Below are 18,995 nucleotides of genomic sequence, written 5' to 3'. Positions count from 1 at the left end.
GGCCGGGACCCTAAGGGACCAGGTAGCCCCTGACCCCGGTGAAGATGATCTGCGCCGCCAGGGCGCAGACGAACAGCCCCATCAACCGGCTGACGATCTGCAAGCCCTGGTCGCCGAGGATGCGTTCGATGCGGTTGGACAGGTACAGCACCACCCCCACGGTGAGGCTGGCCAGGGCGATGCTGAGGATGGCGGTGAGCTTGTCGTCCCAGTGCGGCTGGCTGACGCCCATCACCAGCAGGGCGCCGATGGTGCCCGGGCCCACGGTCAGGGGAATGGTCAGCGGGACTATGGTCACATCCTGCTGCACGTTGTCGGTCTGCACCGCCGATTTGCCCTGGGCCATGCCCAGGGCAGAGATGAACAGCACACTGCCGGCGCCGATGCGGAAGGCGTCCACGGTGATGCCGAACACGCCGAAGATCACCCGGCCGAACAGGTACAGCAGGATGCTGGAGACCAGGGTCGCCAGGGCCACTTTCCAGGCCAGGCGCCGGCGCTCCTTGAGCGAATAGCCGCGGGTCAGGCTGATGAAGCACGAGAGCACGAAGAAGGGGCTGTAGAGCACCAGCATCTTCAGGTAAACGCTGAACAGCACGTGGAGCATGGTGGGAGCTCACGACTAAAGGAGGGCGAGCGAGAGTTTAACAGGCGCCGCAGAGCCTGTCGGCTCAACTGGTGTGCGCGGTGCTGCGCTCGCGCAGGTCGCGCTGGGTCACCCAGTGTTCCACCAGTTCCCGCAGTTGCGAGAGCTCCACGGGCTTGGCCATGTGCCCATCCATGCCGGCCTGGCGCGCGCGCTCCTTGTGCTCGGCGAGGATGTGCGCGGTGAGCGCCACCACCGGGGTACGCACCCGCTGGTTGCCGACTTCCCAGGCGCGCAGTTGCTGGGTGGCGGAGAAGCCGTCGAGCACCGGCATTTCGCAGTCCATCAGTACCAGGTCGTAGCGGTTGGCTTTCATTGCCTGCAAGGCTTCCTCGCCGTTGCTGGCGGTATCGGGCTGCAGGTTGAGCTTGCCGAGCATGCCGCGGATGACCTTGGTGGAAATACTGTTGTCCTCGGCCACCAGGATGCGGAAGTCGCTGGGCACGGTGACTGGCGCCGGGGCCTGGGCAGCGTGCGCCGGCTGGTTGTAGGGGGCGGCGGGGGCCTTGTCGCGCTGATTGAGTTCGTCCGCCAGGGTGGTCTTGAGGGTGTAGCCGGCCACTGGCTTGGCGAGGATGCGCTTGATCCCGGCATTGCGTGCAATCACCTTGCTCGGCGCATTGCTGATGCCGGTGAGCATGATCAGCAGGATGTCGTGGTTCAGGCTCGGGTCTTCCTTGATCTTCGCCGCCAGTTGCATGCCGGTCATGCCGGGCATGTTCTGGTCCAGCAATACCACGTCGAAGTAGTCCCGCAGGTGCGCCTTGGTGCGTAGCAGGGCCAGGGCTTCCTTGCCCGATGGTACGGCGCTGACGTTCAGGCCCCAGGCACTGCACTGCTGTACCAGCACCTTGCGGCAGGTGTCGTTGTCGTCCACCACCAGTACCCGCGCGCCCTGCAGGGGGCCGTCGAGGTCGGCGGTCGGGTGTTCCAGGCGCTCGGCATCCAGGGGCAGGGTCAGCCACAGGGTGCTGCCCTGGTTGGTGCCGCTCTTGATGCCGAACTCGCCATGCATCAGCAGGATCAGTTGACGGGCGATCACCAGCCCCAGGTTGCCCCCCAGGCGGGTAGTGGCGAGGAAGTTCTTGCTGTGCAGCTCGGTGTGCAGCAGGGCTTCGCGCTCTTCGGCCTCCATCGGCTGGCCGCTGTCCTGCACGGCGATGCGCAGGCGCGGTTTGCTGCTGCGCTCGTCGAGGGCGACGACGATCAGCACTTCGCCTTCATCGGTCTTCTTCAGGGCATTTTCCAACAGGCTCAGCAGGGCCTGGCGCAGGCGTGTCGGGTCACCGCTGATGACACGTGGCACCTGGGGCTGGATGAAACTGATCAGCTCGACGTTCTGCTGTTCGGCCTTGGCCCGGAAGATGCTCAGGCAGTCTTCGATCAGGGCGTTGAGGTCGAACTGCACATCGTCCAGTTCGATCTGCCCGGACTCCAGCTTGGAGATGTCGAGGATCTCGTTGATCAGGGTCAGCAGCTCGTTGCCGGCACTGTGGATGGTCTGCACGTAATCGCGCTGCTTGACCGACAGCGGGGTGCCCAGCAGCAGCTCGGTCATGCCCAGCACGCCGTTCATCGGGGTGCGGATCTCGTGGCTGATCTTGGCCAGGAACTCGGCCTTGGCATTGACCTCGGCGGTGCTGGCGGCCAGGTCGCGGCTGACGCTGAAGCGGTTCTCGGTGATGTTGCGCTGGCGCTCGCCCAGGGCAATGCTCATCAGCAGCCCGGCGATGCACACCACGCTCAAGAGGGTGACGATCAGGCCTTGCGGGGCCACCAGGGTCAGCCCCAGCAGGGCCGGCAGGATCACCAGGGTGCCGAGGTTGAAGATCACCATGGCGGCGACGAACAGGCGCGCCGGGCGATAGCCCTTGTGCCAGTGATAGCCGCCGACGAACAGCATGCTCAGGCCGGCCAGGGCCACCAGGCCGTAGGTGATGATGTTCAGCGGCAGGGTATCGACGAACAGCAGCAACAGGCCGAACAGGCTGATCAGCAGGATGTTGCCCAGCAGCAGGCGGTTCAGCGGATGGGCGCCCAGGGGGGCGAAAAAGCGGTAGGCGAACATCATCCCGCAGGGCGCGGTCAGCAGCAGGGCGATATAGGCCCCCGGCGTCTGCAGGGCTTCCCAGGCCGGGAGCCAGGGCCCGAACAGGTTCAGCAGCATCAGCAGGCTGAGGGTCAGCAGCCCTTCGCAGGCTGCCAGCCACAGGCTGCTGCGCGAACGGGTGTAGGCGAAGCGGGTGAGGTTGTGCAGGATCAGCATCGCCAGGCAGCCGAACAGCAGGCCGTAGATCAGCGTCTGGCTCTGGTCGGCCGCGCCCATCACCGCCGATTGCAGGGTGATGAAGGGGCGCAGTTCGTGTTCGGACACCAGGCGTACATAGACGTCCAGTGGCTTGGCGCTTTGCGGCAGCGGCAGCATGAAGTCGCTGCTGGGCAGGGGCTTTTGCGCCTGCGACGGGCCGGAGCCGGTGTTCACTTGCTCGATCAGCTTGTCGCCTTCGAGCACGTAGAGGTTCAGGTGGGACAGGTCGGGGGCGAAGATCCGCAGGATCTGCTCATGGGTTCCCGGTTGCAGCTTGAAGCGTAGCCACAGGGCGCCATCGGGCTCGGCGGCGGTGAGCTTGTCCAGCTCGATCGGGCTGAACTGGTTGGTGTAGCGCGGGGAGCGGATGTCACTGAGCTGCAGGTCGGCCTGTTCGTCGAGCAAAACCGCCCAGCCACTGCCTTGAGCGGCCAGGGCCGGGTTCAAGCAGAGCAGGGTCAGCAAGGTGACGGTGAAGCCTAGGGCAATCCTGAGCCAGCGCACGGCGAAATCCCTTCGTTGGTTGATGCCTGATTATAACTATGCGCGGCGTAATGACCGCACGGCAAGGGCGTGTGCCCTTGCCGGGGTCAACGACAGCCTTACTCCTGGCCGCGCTCGCGGGCAATGGCGCGGTAGCCGATGTCCTTGCGGTAGAAGCAGCCCTGCCAGTCGATCTCGGCCGCCAGGCGGTAGGCCTGTTGCTGAGCCGCGTCGACGCTGTCACCCATGGCGGTAGCGCACAGTACCCGGCCGCCGGAGGTCACGACCTGGCCATCCTTGAGTGCGGTACCGGCGTGGAACACCTTGCCTTCCAGTGCTGCCGCGGCGTCCAGGCCAGTGATGGCCGCGCCCTTGGCGTAGTCACCAGGATAGCCGCCTGCCGCCAGAACGATACCCAGGCTCGGGCGTGGGTCCCACTGCGCTTCGACCTTGTCCAGGGCCTGGGCCAGGGCGGCTTCCACCAGCAGCACCAGGCTCGATTGCAGGCGCAGCATCACCGGTTGGGTTTCCGGGTCGCCGAAGCGGCAGTTGAACTCGATGACTTTCGGGTTGCCGGCCTTGTCGATCATCAGCCCGGCATAGAGGAAGCCGGTGTAGACGTTGCCTTCCTCGGCCATGCCGCGCACGGTGGGCCAGATCACCAGATCCATCACCCGCTGGTGCACTTCTGAAGTGACCACCGGTGCCGGGGAGTAGGCGCCCATGCCACCGGTATTGGGGCCAGTGTCGCCGTCGCCGACGCGCTTGTGGTCCTGGCTGGTGGCCATGGGCAGCACGTTCTTGCCGTCGACCATGACGATGAAGCTGGCTTCCTCGCCGTCGAGGAACTCCTCGATCACCACGCGGGAACCGGCGTCGCCGAAGGCATTGCCGGCCAGCATGTCGCGCACCGCTTCCTCGGCTTCGGCCAGGGTCATGGCCACGATCACGCCTTTGCCGGCGGCCAGGCCGTCGGCCTTGATCACGATCGGGGCGCCTTTTTCACGCAGGTAAGCCAGGGCCGGCTCGATCTCGGTGAAGTTCTGATAGTCGGCAGTAGGGATCTTGTGGCGGGCGAGGAAATCCTTGGTGAAGGCTTTCGAACCTTCCAGCTGCGCAGCACCGGCAGTCGGGCCGAAGCAGTCCAGGCCACGGGAGCGGAACAGATCGACCACGCCAGCCACCAGCGGCACTTCCGGGCCGACGATGGTCAGGGACACATTCTTCTGAGCAAAGTCTGCAAGCTGCTCCAGGGCCAGGACGTCGATGGCGACGTTCTCGCACTTGGCCTCGATGGCGGTGCCGGCGTTGCCTGGGGCGACGAACACTTTCTGAACCCGTGGGTCCTGAGCGACTTTCCAGGCCAGAGCGTGTTCACGACCGCCGCTACCAATGATCAGTACATTCATTTCAAAAACCTCGGATGACGCTAATTCTGTTTTGGAACCTGAAGAGCTGGACGCCTCAGGAGGTTGCAATGACAGTGGTAGATGCAAGGCGGAGCCCACCTCGATGAGCGCAGTTGCCTGTTGGCAATGAGCATCATCGAGGTGGGCTCCAGCGCAGCAGATGCCGGTGTCAGTGCGACCGTTGTCGTATCAGTGACGGAAGTGGCGCATGCCGGTGAATACCATGGCAATGCCCGCTTCGTCGGCAGCGGCAATCACTTCGTTGTCACGCATCGAGCCGCCGGGCTGGATCACTGCGGTGATGCCGACCTTGGCGGCGTTGTCCAGGCCGTCGCGGAACGGGAAGAACGCATCGGAGGCCATGACCGAACCGGCGACTTGCAAGCCGGCGTGCTCGGCCTTGATGGCGGCGATTCGCGCGGAGTTCACGCGGCTCATCTGGCCGGCGCCGACACCGATGGTCTGGCGGTTCTTGGCGTAGACGATGGCGTTGGACTTGACGTACTTGGCGACTTTCCAGGCGAAGATCAGGTCGTTGATCTCTTGCTCGGTCGGGGCGCGCTTGGTCACGACTTTCAGGTCATCGGCACTGATCATGCCGATGTCGCGGCTCTGCACCAGCAGGCCGCCGTTGACGCGCTTGTAATCCCAGGCCGCAGCGCGCTCAGCCGACCACTGGCCGCAGGCCAGCAGGCGCACGTTGGCCTTGGCAGCGACAATGGCGCGGGCTTCTTCGCTGACGCTCGGGGCAATGATCACTTCGACGAACTGACGCTCGACGATGGCCTTGGCGGTGGCTGCATCCAGCTCGCGGTTGAAGGCGATGATGCCGCCGAAGGCCGATTCGGTGTCGGTGGCGTAGGCCAGTTCGTACGCCTGGCGGATACCGCCTTCAGCGTCCGGGCTGACCGCCACGCCGCACGGGTTGGCGTGCTTGACGATGACGCAGGCCGGCTTGACGAAGCTCTTCACGCATTCCAGCGCGGCGTCGGTGTCGGCCACGTTGTTGTAGGACAGCTCTTTGCCTTGCAGTTGGGTCGCGGTGGCGATGCCGACTTCAGCAGGCTTGGCCTCAACGTAGAACGCCGCGCTCTGGTGCGGGTTCTCGCCGTAGCGCATTTCCTGGGCCTTGATGAACTGGCTGTTGAAGGTGCGCGGGAATTCGCTGCGATCTTCTGTGCTGAGGGTTTCGGCGGCCTGGTTCACGGTGCCCATGTAGTTGGCGATCATGCCGTCGTACGCAGCGGTGTGTTCGAAGGCCTTGAGCATCAGGTCGAAGCGCTGGGCGTAAGTCAGACCACCGGCCTTGAGGCTTTCCAGGACGCCGGCGTAGTCGCTGGCATTGACCACGATGGCCACGTCCTTATGGTTCTTGGCCGCCGAGCGGACCATGGTCGGGCCGCCGATGTCGATGTTCTCGATGGCGGTCGGCAGGTCGCAGCCAGGCTTGTTGATGGTGGCTTCGAACGGGTAGAGGTTGACCGCGACCAGGTCGATCGGCTTGATCCCGTGCTCGTTCATGATGGCGTCGTCAATGCCGCGACGGCCGAGGATACCGCCGTGGATTTTCGGGTGCAGGGTCTTCACCCGGCCATCCATCATTTCCGCGAAACCGGTGTAATCCGCGACTTCCACTGCGGACACGCCGTTGTCCTGCAGCAGTTTGAAGGTCCCGCCGGTGGAGAGGATCTCCACACCAAGGGCTTCCAGCTCCTTGGCGAATTCGAGGATCCCGGTCTTGTCGGAAACACTGATCAAGGCGCGGCGGATCGGCAGGCGGGTAGTCTGGTCGGTCATCTCAATTTCCATCAAAAGCAAAGGAGTCAGCAAAAAAGGCGACCGTTTTTTACGCGGGCGCCTTTCTGGTTTGATTGAATGCTTACAGCAAATCGTACTGCTTGAGTTTCTTGCGCAGGGTACCGCGGTTCAGACCCAGGAGTTCGCTGGCCTTGGTCTGGTTGCCCTTGACGTAGTTCATCACGCTTTCGAGCAACGGAGCCTCGACTTCGGAGAGCACCAGGTTGTACACGTCCGTGACGGCAGCGCCCTCAAGGTGGGCGAAATAATTGTGCAGCGCCTTCTCGACACTCCCGCGAAGGGTCTGGCCTTCTTCGCTGGGTGTATTGAGGTGCTGTTTCAAATTCACGTTGTCGCTCACGGGTGTTGTTCCACTCACTAAAGTCTCGGTCATCATCGTCATGCGGCCACCCCCTCTCCGTCCCCTGTTTCCAGGCTCTTGTAACGTCCGGCAAAGAACTCACGAACGTTGGCGCATTGTGCTTCCGTATCTTCCAAACGATTGAAGTGGGCGCGAAACTCCCTGGCGCCCGGCAGGGTTGCGAGATACCAGCCCACATGCTTGCGCGCAATGCGTACGCCCATGACATCTCCATAGAAGGCATGCAGCGCGGCCAGGTGCTCTAGCAGAATACGTTCCACCTCGAACAGCTCCGGTGCCGGGAGGGTTTCACCGGTACTGAGGAAGTGTTCGATCTCACGAAAAATCCATGGCCGCCCCTGGGCGGCCCGGCCGATCAACAGCCCGTCGGCGCCGGTGGCGTGCAACACCCGCCGGGCCTTTTCCGGCGAGTCGATATCGCCATTGGCAAAGACCGGGATCGACACCGCCTGCTTGATCGCGGCAATGGTGTCGTACTCGGCTTCACCGGTGTACAGGTCGGCCCGGGTCCGACCATGGACCGCCAGTGCCGTGATGCCGGCCTGCTCGGCGATCTTCGCCACCGTCAGGCCGTTCTTGTTCTCCCGGTCCCAGCCGGTGCGGATCTTCAGGGTGACCGGTACATCCACAGCGGCCACTACTGCCTGGAGAATCTCGTTGACCAGGGCTTCGTCCTTCAGCAACGCGGAGCCGGCGGCCTTGTTGCAGACCTTCTTGGCCGGGCAACCCATGTTGATATCAATAATCTGTGCGCCCAACTCGACGTTGGCGCGGGCGGCGTCTGCCAGCATCTGTGCATCACCCCCGGCAATCTGCACCGAGCGGGGCTCGGGATCGCCTTCGTGGATCATGCGCAACCGCGATTTGCGGCTGTTCCACAAGCTCATGTCGCTGGTGACCATTTCCGAGACTACAAGGCCCGCGCCCAATTGCTTGCAAAGCTGACGAAAGGGCTGGTCTGTAACTCCCGCCATCGGGGCGAGAATCAAACCGTTGTGCACTGTATATGGGCCGATGCGTACCGCCGACATAGGACTTCCCTGTTGTGGGGCCGGATCATGAGAGTTCGAAAAAGGGTTGGCATGATACCCGCTCTCGATGACCGGATAAAGGCTGAATTGGATAAAATCTGAACAGTTCTTCTGTAACGTCCTGGGAGCAATCCAGGCGAAACAGTCATAAAACTGTCGTTAATCCAGAGTCGTCCGTGAACTTGTGCAGCCGATTCACTCAGGCGAGTGGAAACTCAGACTGTAGTTCACCGCTTTCGGGCCGGGGTCAAGAATATCCAGGGCGATGTGAATCGGGGTCTGCGGCGGCATTTCCGCCGCATCCTGCAAGTCACCGCCCAGGTATTCCCCGGGCTTGAAGCTGCGGCTGGCGATCAGGTGGCCGTTGAGGTCGGCGAAGCGCAGCTCAAGCAGCGGGAAGGGTTGGGAGAAGGGCGCGCGGTTATAGATGATGGCGTCCACCACCAGGGCGCCGCTGAATTCCGGATGGCTGCGTACCACCAGGTTGCTGCTCTTGATCCGGGCGATGTCGACCCGGGAAGGTACCGTGCAGCCGAATTCCGGGCACAGTTGCTGGAACCAGGGGCGGTACTGGTCCTGGCGGGCCAGCTCATCAAAGTGATAGGCGACGTATTGTCCCACCAGGCCGCCGGCGGCCAGCAGGATCAGCAGCAGCCAGAGCAGGCGCTTGCCCCAGGGCGAGCGGCGCTTCTGCCAGTCGAGGTGGAGCGGGTCGTCCACCAGGTCCAGCAGCACCTCTTCCTTGACCCCGGGCTCGTTGCGCTCGCGGCGCTTCTTGCCGGAGACGGCGGGCTCGTCGTCCTGGTCGTCCGGGTTGGCAGGCGAGTGAGGTTCCAGGTCATCGTCCAGGCGCAACCTGGGCGCCTGGGGTTCGTCGTCCAGGTCCGCGAGGTTGAACGACAGCGACGGTTCGGTGCGGCTGGGCTTGGGTGGTTCGGCGCTGGGTTCGGCGTCGTCCGGTTGCACCTTGGGGGGCGAAGGCTCGCTGTCGTCCCGTTCGGCGGCGCTGCCGAACAGTCCGTCCGGCCAGTGTGCCTCGTCGGCGTCCTGGGTGTCGCGCCGGGCGCTGAGGCTGCCTTCCTTGTGCTCGCGTTCCTGGCCAAAGGCCTTGGCTGGCTGGATTTCGCGCTGTTCGAGCTTGGCCAGTTCCTCATCGAGGTCCAGGTGATCCAGGTCCATCTCGGCGGCCGACCATTGCTTCTGGCTGATGGCGCGCTGAGGAGCGGCAGGGGCCGCGGGGGGTGGCAGATCCGGTTCCGGTGCCGGTGCCACGGTCGCTGCGGGAGCAGCCGGTGGCGCTACGGGTTTGGCAGCGGCTTTCGAGGTGGCAGCTTCCTTGGCCGCGCGCTGCTCGAGCAACTGCCGTGCGGCGTTGAACACCTGCAGGCAGGAGCCACAGCGAACCACTCCACGGGCCACGCTCAACTGGGCGTGGCTGACGCGGAAGCGGGTTTGGCAATGCGGGCACTGGGTGACGAAACTGTCGGTCATGCGGCCATCCGGATTATGCAGGCGGCCATTCTAGCGCCGACGGCCGGTGATGCGCACCCAGCCATCAAGGGTGGCGATCGGGTCCAGATCGAAGTCCTGGGCATAAGCCGCGGCGACTTCCTCGCCCTGTTCGGCAAGGATGCCGGAAAGCGCCAGGCGCCCGCCAGACTTGACCAGCCCCGAAAGCTGCGGCGCCAGGGCCACCAGTGGCCCGGCCAGGATGTTGGCCACCAGCACATCGGCTTGCTCCTGGGGCAGTTGCTCGGGCAGGTAGAGCGGGAACAGCTCGTCGGCAATGCCGTTGCGCCCTGCGTTGTCACGGGAGGCTTCCAGGGCTTGCACGTCGATGTCGGTGCCCACCGCCTGTTTGGCGCCCAGCAACAGGGCGGCAATGGCCAGGATCCCCGAGCCGCAGCCGAAGTCCAGCACGTTGCAGTCCTTCAGGTCCTGGCCGTCCAGCCATTCCAGGCACAGGGCGGTGGTCGGGTGGGTGCCGGTGCCGAAGGCCAGGCCCGGGTCCAGTAGCAGGTTCACGGCCTCGGGCTCCGGCGCGGCGTGCCAGCTGGGAACGATCCACAGGCGCTGGCCGAAACGCATGGGCTGGAAGTTGTCCATCCAGCTGCGTTCCCAATCCTGGTCTTCGATGACTTCGCTGTGATGCTCGGGCAGCGGGCCGCCGGTCAGCAGTTCCATGTGGGCGAGTACGCTGGCGGCTTCGGTGCCTCCCTCGAACAGGGCCAGCAGATGGGTGTGGGACCAGAGCGGGGTGGTGTTCAGTTCAGGTTCGAAGATCGGCTGATCCTCGGCGTCCATGAAGGTGACCGAGACGGCACCGACTTCAAGAAAAGCGTCTTCGTAGGTTTCGGCTTGTTCTGGGCTGATGGCGAGACGGACTTGCAGCCAAGGCATGGCGGGCACCTTTGAAAATATGTGATGTGCAGCCTAGTGGGCCGCGAGAAGCGCGCAAGTTTACGCGAGACGCCCCTTGGGAGCGAGGGGGATACCCTGTGCTTGGTCGCAAGGACGGTTGATCAGGGAATGGCCGCTGCGCGGTTCGCGAGCGGGCTCGCTCCTGCAGGGCGGCGGATACGACAAGGCCGCTCGAAAGCGGCCTTGTCGGTGTGGCGGGTGCCGATCAGTGTTGCTCGGCCAGCTTGTGCTCGAGGTAGTGAATGTTCACGCCCCCTTTGCAGAAGCCTTCGTCACGGGTCAGGTCGCGGTGCAGCGGGATGTTGGTCTTGATCCCGTCGACGACGATTTCGTCCAGCGCATTGCGCATGCGCGCCATGGCTTCGTCACGGGTGGCCCCGTAGGTGATCAGCTTGCCGATCAACGAATCGTAGTTCGGTGGAACCGCGTAACCGCTGTACAGGTGCGAGTCGACGCGCACGCCGTTGCCGCCCGGGGCATGGAAATGCTTGACCGTGCCTGGGCTTGGCATGAAGGTTTTCGGGTCTTCGGCGTTGATCCGGCATTCCAGCGCGTGGCCGCGGATCACGACGTCGTCCTGGGTGAACGACAGCTTGTTGCCGGCGGCAATGCTGAGCATTTCCTTGACGATGTCGATACCGGTCACCATTTCCGATACCGGGTGCTCTACCTGCACGCGAGTGTTCATCTCGATGAAGTAGAAGCGGCCGTTCTCGTAGAGGAACTCGAACGTGCCGGCGCCACGGTAGCCGATGTCGATGCACGCCTTGACGCAGCGGGCGAAGACTTCCTGGCGGGCGGTCTCGTCGATGCCCGGTGCCGGCGCTTCTTCGAGGACCTTCTGGTGACGACGCTGCAGCGAGCAGTCGCGGTCGCCCAGGTGGATGGCATTGCCCTGGCCGTCGGACAGCACCTGGACTTCCACGTGACGTGGGTTGGTCAGGAACTTCTCGAGGTAGACCATCGGGTTGCCGAACGCCGCGCCGGCTTCGGAGCGGGTCAGCTTCGCCGAGGCGATCAGGTCTTCTTCCTTGTGCACCACGCGCATGCCGCGACCACCACCGCCACCGGCGGCCTTGATGATCACCGGGTAGCCGACTTCACGGCCGATGCGCAGGGCGGTTTCCTCGTCTTCCGGCAGCGGGCCGTCGGAACCTGGAACCGTCGGTACGCCGGCAGCGATCATGGCGTGCTTGGCGGAAACCTTGTCGCCCATCAGGCGGATGGTCTCGGCTTTCGGGCCGATGAAGGCGAAGCCGGAGTTTTCCACCTGTTCGGCGAAGTCGGCGTTTTCCGCGAGGAAGCCGTAGCCAGGGTGGATCGCCGTGGCGCCAGTGACTTCAGCGGCCGCGATGATGGCCGGGATGTGCAGGTAGGACTGCGCGGCTTGCGCAGGGCCGATGCATACCGATTCGTCTGCCAGGCCCAGGTGCATCAGCTCCTTGTCGGCCTTGGAGTAGACGGCTACGGTCTTGATCCCCATTTCCTTGCAGGCACGCAGGATCCGCAGGGCGATTTCGCCGCGGTTGGCGATCAGGACTTTTTCCAACTTCGCAGGCTTCAACATCAAAGACTCTCCGCGGTTCAAACGATGGTGAACAGCGGTTGGTCGTACTCAACCGGCTGGCCGTCTTCGACAAGAATGGACTCGATCACACCGCTGGTTTCAGCTTCGATGTGGTTCATCATCTTCATCGCTTCGACGATGCACAGGGTGTCGCCCTTCTTCACGCTCTGGCCGACTTCAACGAAGGCTGGCGAGGTAGGCGAAGACTTGCGGTAGAAAGTACCGACCATCGGCGAACGGGCCACGGTGCCGTTCAGCGCGGGTGCGGCCGGTGCTGCAGGAGCGGCGGCAGCAGCAGGAGCGGCAGCGGCAGGCGCAGCCACTGGAGCGGCAACCGGAGCCGGTGCGTAGTACTGCTGGGCTGGAGTCTTGCTGTGGCGGCTGATGCGTACGGACTCTTCGCCTTCCTTGATCTCCAGCTCGTCGATGCCGGACTCTTCCAGCAGTTCGATCAGTTTCTTAACTTTACGGATATCCATGAATCATCAACTCCCAAGGGTCGGTCAGGGGCGTTTATCGCTTGTCGTTCAAGCGTTTGCCTGACGTTCAAGCTGTTCTAGGGCGGCCTCCAGGGCCAGTCGGTAACCGCTGGCGCCAAGGCCGCAGATCACTCCCACCGCAACATCGGAGAAGTAGGAGTGATGACGGAAAGGTTCGCGTTTGTGCACGTTGGACAAATGCACTTCGATGAATGGGATGCTCACCGCCAGCAGCGCGTCACGTAATGCGACGCTTGTATGCGTAAAAGCTGCTGGATTGATCAAAATGAAATCCACGCCTTCATCGCGGGCGGCATGGATGCGCTCGATCAATTCGTACTCGGCATTGCTCTGCAGGTACTGCAGATGGTGCCCGGCATCACGGGCCCGTTGCTCCAGGTCCTGGTTGATCTGGGCCAGGGTAGTTGCACCGTAGACCCCCGGTTCACGGGTGCCGAGCAGGTTCAGGTTGGGTCCGTGAAGAACCAGTAGGGTGGCCATCGGTTGTTCCTTGTTATCGGGGGCTGTTGTCAGAACCCGGCGACTATGCCGGAAAGACTTTATGACTGTCCAGTTCTCTGCAATAGCCAGCACGATGACCGATGTTTGCGCAAAATATGTGACCGACAGGTTAAATCCGGTCATTTGCCCTCAAGAAGGGGGGCGTGCTTCTTGTCGCCCGTTTCGTCGCTGATGGCGGTGGGTTGTGGTTTGCGCGCCCGTTTCAGAGCCTAGACGCGGAACGCTTGGACTGCCGTATGCAATTGCCCGCCCAGGTCCAGCAGGTTCTCGCCCTGGGCCCGGCCTTCGCCGATGCGCAGCAGGTTGTCGCCGCCCAACTGGTGGATGCGTTCGCTGTGATCGCGGATTTCGCTCACCGCGCCGCTCTGCTGGGCAGTGACATCGGCGATCCGCACGGCGGTATCGGCGATGGTCTGGATCGCCCCGACGATTTCGTCCAGGGCGCCATCGGCGGCCTGGGCCTGGCCGGCGGTGGCCTCGGCGTGTTCGACCTGGGCGCGCATGCCTTGTACCGATTGCTGGGCGGCGGCCTGCAGGCCGGCGATCAGGGTCTGGATCTCCGCGGTGGCCCCGGCGGTGCGCTGGGCCAGGGAGCGCACTTCTTCGGCGACCACGGCAAAACCGCGGCCCATTTCCCCGGCGCGGGCGGCTTCTATGGCGGCGTTGAGGGCCAGCAGGTTGGTCTGGTCGGCGATGGAGCGGATCACCGTCAGCACGCCGCCGATGGTGGCGGATTCCTGCGCCAGGTGTTCGATCATCTGCGCGTTGCCCTGGACTTCCCCGACAAGGGCGTGCAGCCCGGTGAGGCTCAGGCCTATGACTTTCTGCCCCTGCTGCACGGCGAGGCCAGCACTGCGGCTGGCGTCGGCGGCCTGGCTGGCGTCCCCGGCGACCTGCTGGATGGTGGCTTCCAGTTCGCCCAGGGCATCGCGGATCTGTGCGGTGTCGCCGGCCTGGCGCTCGGCGCCGCTGTGCAGGCCGCTGCTCAGGTCGGCCAGGGCACGGCTACTGCCGGCCACTTGTTCGGCGTTCTGGCGGATGGTGCCCACCAGGTCCACCAGGTAGGCGCGCAGGCGGTTCAGGGATTCCTCGATGTCATGCAGCTCGCGGTTGGTCTTGCCCAGCTGGATCGGTCGGCTGAAGTCGCCTTCGGCCCAGGTCGACAGCGCCGGGGCGAGGTTGGTCAGAACCCGCGCCAGCTTGCGCTGCAAGGTGTCGATCACCAGGGCGATCAACAGGATCAGGCCGATCATCAGCCCCTGCATCAGCCGCACTTCGCCCTGGATCTGCCCGTGCTGGGCCCGTACCGCCGGTTCCAGTTCGGCGATGGCCTGGCGCACGGCGTTGATCTTCAGCAGGGTTGCGGCGCTCAGGTCGGCGCGCTTCTGGATCTGCTCGCGGGTGCGTTGCAGTTCTGCCGGATAGCGGCTGAGCAGGCTGTTGAGTTCACGCTTGAAGCCTATGCCGGCATCTTCGGCGGCGGCTTTTTCGGTGTTTTCCAGGCCCATCATGGCGGCGAAATCATCGGTGCCCGATTCGCTGCTGGCGGCCACGCCCAATAAAGGCAGGGCTTCGAGCTGATCGGCCTGGGCGCGGATGCTGTTCACTTCCCGTTCCACATCGGCGGCCAGCTCGCTGCGGCCACTGCTCACCAGCTTGTCCCGGGCCAGGGAGAGCTTGCCCAGGTGCTGGGAGGCGGTGAGCAATAAAGGCAGGTAGTTCGCCGCTTCCGCGCTCTTGGCCCCGCTGGCGTACTGGCTGAGCTGCTCCAGGTTCGCGCCCAGCTCGCGTTCGGCCTGCAACAGCAGGGCCTGGGGATCGCCTGCCAGCTTGCCGGCGGCCAGCAGGTCGGTCTTGCTGAAGTCGTCGAGGCTGGCCAGGCTCGGGCGCAGGCTTTGCGCCAGCGGTGGCGGCAGTTCGCCCAGCTCGCCCTGCAGGGTTTCCAGGACCTGGGCCGCACTGCTCAGGCGCAGGGCATCGCCGCTGGCCAGGTAGTCTTCGATATTGCGCGCCACCTGGTTCTGAAACTGCTGGGACAGCCCCAGGTAGCGCTCCATCAATAGATAGGGGCGTTCCAGGGCCCGTTGCGACCACCACAGCGTCGCCCCCAGGGCGAGGCAAACGGCAACGAGCAGCAGGGTATTGAGATTGGTCAGCAGCTTCAGGCGCATCGGGGCTCTACCAACGGCTTAAATGGTAAGCGCCTGAATTTATTGCGTTTGTATTACAAGGTTATGACCGAATCGGTGGAGTCGGATGAAAAGATGGCACTTTGACTTGATCGCGCGGCCTGGACCCGATTGCGCCCACCATGCTTGGCCCGGTACAGGGCTTCGTCGGCCTGGCTGGCCATCATCAGGCTGTCGGAATCCTCCTGCATTTCCACCACCCCGGCGCTGAAGGTGCACCACAGGTCCTGGGGCTGGGCCGGGTAGTGGATCTCGGCAAAGCGCTGGCGGATTTCGTCCAGAACCTTGCATGCGGCGTCCTGGTCGGTGTCGGGCATGACAATGGCAAATTCTTCGCCGCCGTAGCGGCCGATGAAGTCGGTCTTGCGCAGGCGCTGTTTGAGAAACAGCGCCAGGCTCTTGATCACCCGGTCGCCCATGGGGTGGCCGTGGCTGTCGTTGACCCGCTTGAAGTGGTCGATATCCAGCATGGCGAAGCTCAGCGGCTTGCCCTCGCGACGGGCGCGGAAACTGCAGTCTTCCAGCAGTTGCAGGATATGGGTGTGGTTGTACAGGCCGGTGAGGCTGTCGCGGACCATTCGCGCCTTGAGGTTGCGCGCCCGGGCCGCGCGGTTGCGCACGGTGGTGATCAGGTGCCGGGGCTTGATCGGCTTGGTGAGGAAGTCGTCGCCGCCTTCGCTCATGGCGTCCAGCTGCTTGTCCAGGTCGTCCTCGGCGGACAGGTAGATGATCGGCACGCTGACGTAGCGGTCGTTGTGGCGGATTACCTTGGCCAGTTCGGTGCCGGTGCAGGCCGGCATGTACATGTCGAGAATGATCAGGTCCGGCTGGAAGTCCGCCAGCTCGGCCATGGCCTGGATCGGTTCGATCAGGGTGCGGGTGACGATCCCGGCACTGTTGAGCAGGCGCTCGGTGTGCAGGGCCTGGGCCCGGGAGTCGTCGATGATCAGCACTTTATATGGTTCGTACTGGGCGACGCAGGTCAGTACTTCGATTTTTTCCAGCAGGCTGGAGGCTTCCAGGGTGCCGGTGAGGAATTCCTGGCCGCCGGCGCGCACTGCGGCCAGGCGCGTCGGGGTGTCGGTTTCATGCAGGCTGAAGAACAGCAGCGGGAGTTTCTGCTCCAGGCCGACCTGGGCCTCGGCGGCCAGGGTCAGGCCCATGCCGGCACCGCAGAAATCCACATCGATGACGATGGCCGCCGGCAGGCGTTCGACCATGGACGAACGAAAGGCCGGAATGCTGTCCAGGGACTGGGCGCTGAGGCCGAAGAATTCCAACTGCTTGGCCAGGCGCTCGGCCCGGTCGTGGTCCTGCAGCATCACGTAGATCGGCTTGCGCAGGGGCGGCAGGAAGGTCTGTTCCAGTTGGTCGCCGTGGCGCAGCCCGGTGCGCGACAGGCGCTGCATCAGGCGGTTGAGGTCGGTGATCAGGTTGCTGCTGAGGCGGCCACGGTTGGCGTCCACCGCTTCCAGGGACTGGCTGATGCTGCGGGCCAGCTGGGTATGTTCGGGTTGTTCGAAACGTTCGGCGAAGCGCAGCAGGCGCAGGTTGGCCTCGCACAGCTCCGACATGTCGGTGGTCGACCATTCGCTGCGTTGCAGACGCTGCCATATCTCAAGAATCTGACGTGCCTGATGAATTACCCGCTGGGCAAAGTGGTGCTTGAGGCGCTCACGGCTGGGGTCTTCTGGCTCGGTCATATCCTGACTACTAGTTAGGGTGCATGCTGAGATCGACTGGTGGCTCTATGCTAGCACCACTTTTGTGTCCCATGAGTGTCGTACGTCAATAATGTGCAAAGCGACGTTATTCAGTTCCTGACCGACTGGTCGCGTAGGCTCCGGACTGTGCTTCATTTATAGTGGCCAGCTGATTCGCAATCATTGCGCGGCGCGCATTTGCCGGAAGATTTATCCCGTCAAGGCAAGGCACGATGGAGTAGGGTTGTGGTCGAACCGATGAACTCAAGTGATTGAAAGGACATAGCCATGCTGGATTGGAAGAATCGCGCAGGCAGCGCGCCAGATCGTGCTGCCGAACCCAAGTCGGCGACACGCAGCTATTTCGGTGGCCTGCTGTTCAGTCGTGCCCTGGCCACCTTGCTGGGCCTGTATCTGCTGGTCACCGGTGCCCTGGGCTGGTACTGGAGCCAGGAGCCGGCGCTGTTCCCGGTCCAGCAGAACGCCCAGATCGCCGCCGAGAAGGAAGGCCGACAGATGGTGGTGGGCTACACCACCGTGGAAACCCTGAAGACCGTGGTCGGCACCCTGCTGGACAAGCCGGGTGGCTACATTTCCAACGACCGTTTTCCACCGGGGCTGTGGATGGACAACATGCCGAGCTGGGAATACGGCGTGCTGGTCCAGGTCCGCGACCTGACCCGTGCCCTGCGCAAGGACTTCGCCCGTTCCCAGTCGCAGTCCGCCGAAGACGCCGACCTGGCCAAGGCCGAGCCGCGCTTCAACTTCGACAACAAGAGCTGGATCCTGCCGTCCAGCGAATCGGAGTACCAGGAAGGCATCAACTCCCTGAGCCGCTACCAGGCGCGTCTGTCCGATCCGAACCAGAAGACCGCGCAGTTCTATGCCCGCGCCGACAACCTCAACAACTGGCTGGGTGACGTTGGCACGCGCCTGGGCTCGCTGTCCCAGCGCCTGTCGGCCAGCGTCGGCCGGGTCAAGCTCAATACTGCTCTGAAGACCGAAGTGCCGGCCCCGGGCCAGGGCCCGCAGGTTGATGAAGAAGTGGTGGAAACCCCGTGGATGCAGATCGACAACGTGTTCTACGAAGCCCGTGGCCAGGCCTGGGCGCTGTCGCACCTGCTGCGGGCCATCGAGGTGGACTTCGCCGATGTGCTGGCGAAGAAGAACGCCACCGTCAGCGTGCGCCAGATCATTCGCGAACTGGAAGCGTCCCAGGAGCCGGTCTGGAGCCCGATGATTCTCAATGGCAGCGGCTTCGGCGTGCTGGCCAACCACTCGCTGGTGATGGCCAACTATATTTCCCGGGCCAACGCGGCGGTCATCGACTTGCGTCAATTGCTCAATCAAGGCTGATCCATGGTCGCAACCGACAAAGAGGCGGCCCACCGCGCCGCCTCCGATGCAGAACAGATTGCCTGGGTCGATGGCGAAGACCAGTTGCTGGGCGCCATGGTCCGTTCCGAGTTGCGCGAGCGCGGCCTGATCGGGCGTGGCACCTACATCATGCTGTTCAACTCCGCCGGTGAGCTGTGCGTGCACCGGCGAACCCTGAGCAAGGCCATCTACCCGGGCTACTGGGACGTCGCCGCCGGCGGCATGGTCCTGGCCAGCGAGAGCTACGCCGAGTCGGCCGCCCGGGAACTGGAGGAGGAACTGGGGGTGAGCGGGGTGGAGCTGGTCGCCCACGATCATTTCTTCTTCGAGGACACCGGCAACCGCCTCTGGTGCTCGGCGTTCTGTGCGGTGTGGGACGGCCCGCTGCGCCTGCAGCCGGAAGAAGTCCTCGAAGCGCACTTCATGCCACTGGATCAGGTGCTGCGGGAAATCCACGAAAAGCCCTATTGCCCGGACTCCCTGGCTGCCCTGCAGCGCTATCTGGCACGGCGTCGCTAAAGTTGCATAAATTGGCGCTGATTGGCTCTTAGCAACCGGGCTTTTTGCCGTTACACTGCGCGACTTTTCAAGCTGAACCAGGCTGCCCTGGTTCAGTAGCGCTGCCCCTGCCTGAGTGGGGCTTCGCGGTCGATGGCACCGCCATGTGCTTCGACCAGTCTT

General features: G+C 63.7%; 15 protein-coding genes. 2 read left to right on the top strand and 13 right to left on the bottom strand.

Going from position 1 to position 18,995, the window contains the following annotated elements:
* Positions 1–10: 10 nt before the first annotated feature.
* The 13 genes from ACUXVH_RS04290 to gcbA form a co-directional block, all read right to left on the bottom strand.
* Entirely contained in the window at positions 11–607 is a 597-nt protein-coding gene (locus ACUXVH_RS04290; protein WP_011059033.1) for a MarC family protein, read from the bottom strand.
* 64 nt (positions 608–671) lie between these two features.
* On the bottom strand, positions 672–3,458 hold the full coding sequence (locus tag ACUXVH_RS04285) for a hybrid sensor histidine kinase/response regulator (RefSeq protein ID WP_019096153.1): 2,787 nt from the start codon (positions 3,456–3,458) through the stop codon (positions 672–674).
* Positions 3,459–3,556: 98 nt separating this feature from the next.
* Positions 3,557–4,846, bottom strand: a complete 1,290-nt coding sequence (purD, locus tag ACUXVH_RS04280) for a phosphoribosylamine--glycine ligase (RefSeq protein WP_011059035.1) — start codon at positions 4,844–4,846, stop codon at positions 3,557–3,559.
* Positions 4,847–5,035: 189 nt separating this feature from the next.
* A complete protein-coding gene (purH, locus tag ACUXVH_RS04275) occupies positions 5,036–6,643 on the bottom strand; it encodes a bifunctional phosphoribosylaminoimidazolecarboxamide formyltransferase/IMP cyclohydrolase (RefSeq protein WP_065364915.1) in 1,608 nt (535 codons plus the stop codon).
* A gap of 82 nt (positions 6,644–6,725) precedes the next feature.
* Entirely contained in the window at positions 6,726–7,046 is a 321-nt protein-coding gene (gene fis / locus ACUXVH_RS04270) for a DNA-binding transcriptional regulator Fis (RefSeq protein WP_003186237.1), read from the bottom strand.
* A complete protein-coding gene (gene dusB, locus ACUXVH_RS04265) occupies positions 7,043–8,056 on the bottom strand; it encodes a tRNA dihydrouridine synthase DusB (RefSeq protein ID WP_011059037.1) in 1,014 nt (337 codons plus the stop codon). The genes fis and dusB overlap by 4 nt, the downstream gene beginning before the upstream one ends.
* Before the next feature lie 195 nt (positions 8,057–8,251).
* Positions 8,252–9,547: a DUF3426 domain-containing protein gene (locus ACUXVH_RS04260; protein ID WP_065364916.1), complete on the bottom strand. Its 1,296-nt coding sequence runs from the start codon at positions 9,545–9,547 to the stop codon at positions 8,252–8,254.
* A gap of 30 nt (positions 9,548–9,577) precedes the next feature.
* Positions 9,578–10,456, bottom strand: coding sequence for a 50S ribosomal protein L11 methyltransferase (gene prmA / locus ACUXVH_RS04255; RefSeq protein WP_065364917.1), 879 nt, complete (start codon positions 10,454–10,456; stop codon positions 9,578–9,580).
* Positions 10,457–10,682: 226 nt separating this feature from the next.
* Positions 10,683–12,044 (bottom strand): acetyl-CoA carboxylase biotin carboxylase subunit, encoded by a 1,362-nt coding sequence (gene accC, locus ACUXVH_RS04250; protein ID WP_015633996.1) that lies wholly within the window; start codon positions 12,042–12,044, stop codon positions 10,683–10,685.
* Positions 12,045–12,061: 17 nt separating this feature from the next.
* The gene (accB, locus tag ACUXVH_RS04245; protein WP_015633997.1) at positions 12,062–12,523 is read right to left on the bottom strand and encodes an acetyl-CoA carboxylase biotin carboxyl carrier protein; all 462 of its coding nucleotides are present in this window, start codon (positions 12,521–12,523) and stop codon (positions 12,062–12,064) included.
* Positions 12,524–12,571: 48 nt separating this feature from the next.
* A complete protein-coding gene (gene aroQ / locus ACUXVH_RS04240) occupies positions 12,572–13,024 on the bottom strand; it encodes a type II 3-dehydroquinate dehydratase (protein WP_011059042.1) in 453 nt (150 codons plus the stop codon).
* Positions 13,025–13,254: 230 nt separating this feature from the next.
* Positions 13,255–14,298 (bottom strand): methyl-accepting chemotaxis protein, encoded by a 1,044-nt coding sequence (locus ACUXVH_RS04235; protein WP_370511281.1) that lies wholly within the window; start codon positions 14,296–14,298, stop codon positions 13,255–13,257.
* Positions 14,299–15,269: 971 nt separating this feature from the next.
* Positions 15,270–16,937, bottom strand: a complete 1,668-nt coding sequence (gene gcbA / locus ACUXVH_RS04230) for a diguanylate cyclase GcbA (protein ID WP_065364919.1) — start codon at positions 16,935–16,937, stop codon at positions 15,270–15,272.
* A gap of 288 nt (positions 16,938–17,225) precedes the next feature.
* Between gcbA and ACUXVH_RS04225 the strand changes: the two genes are divergently transcribed.
* Together ACUXVH_RS04225 and ACUXVH_RS04220 are read left to right on the top strand one after the other, a co-directional pair.
* A complete protein-coding gene (locus ACUXVH_RS04225; RefSeq protein ID WP_011059045.1) occupies positions 17,226–18,293 on the top strand; it encodes a DUF2333 family protein in 1,068 nt (355 codons plus the stop codon).
* A gap of 3 nt (positions 18,294–18,296) precedes the next feature.
* On the top strand, positions 18,297–18,833 hold the full coding sequence (locus ACUXVH_RS04220) for an NUDIX hydrolase (protein WP_011059046.1): 537 nt from the start codon (positions 18,297–18,299) through the stop codon (positions 18,831–18,833).
* Positions 18,834–18,995: the final 162 nt, after the last annotated feature.

It is taken from the genome of Pseudomonas sp. 8(2025), assembly GCF_052665325.1.
This window is presented reverse-complemented; position numbering and strand designations above follow the sequence as displayed.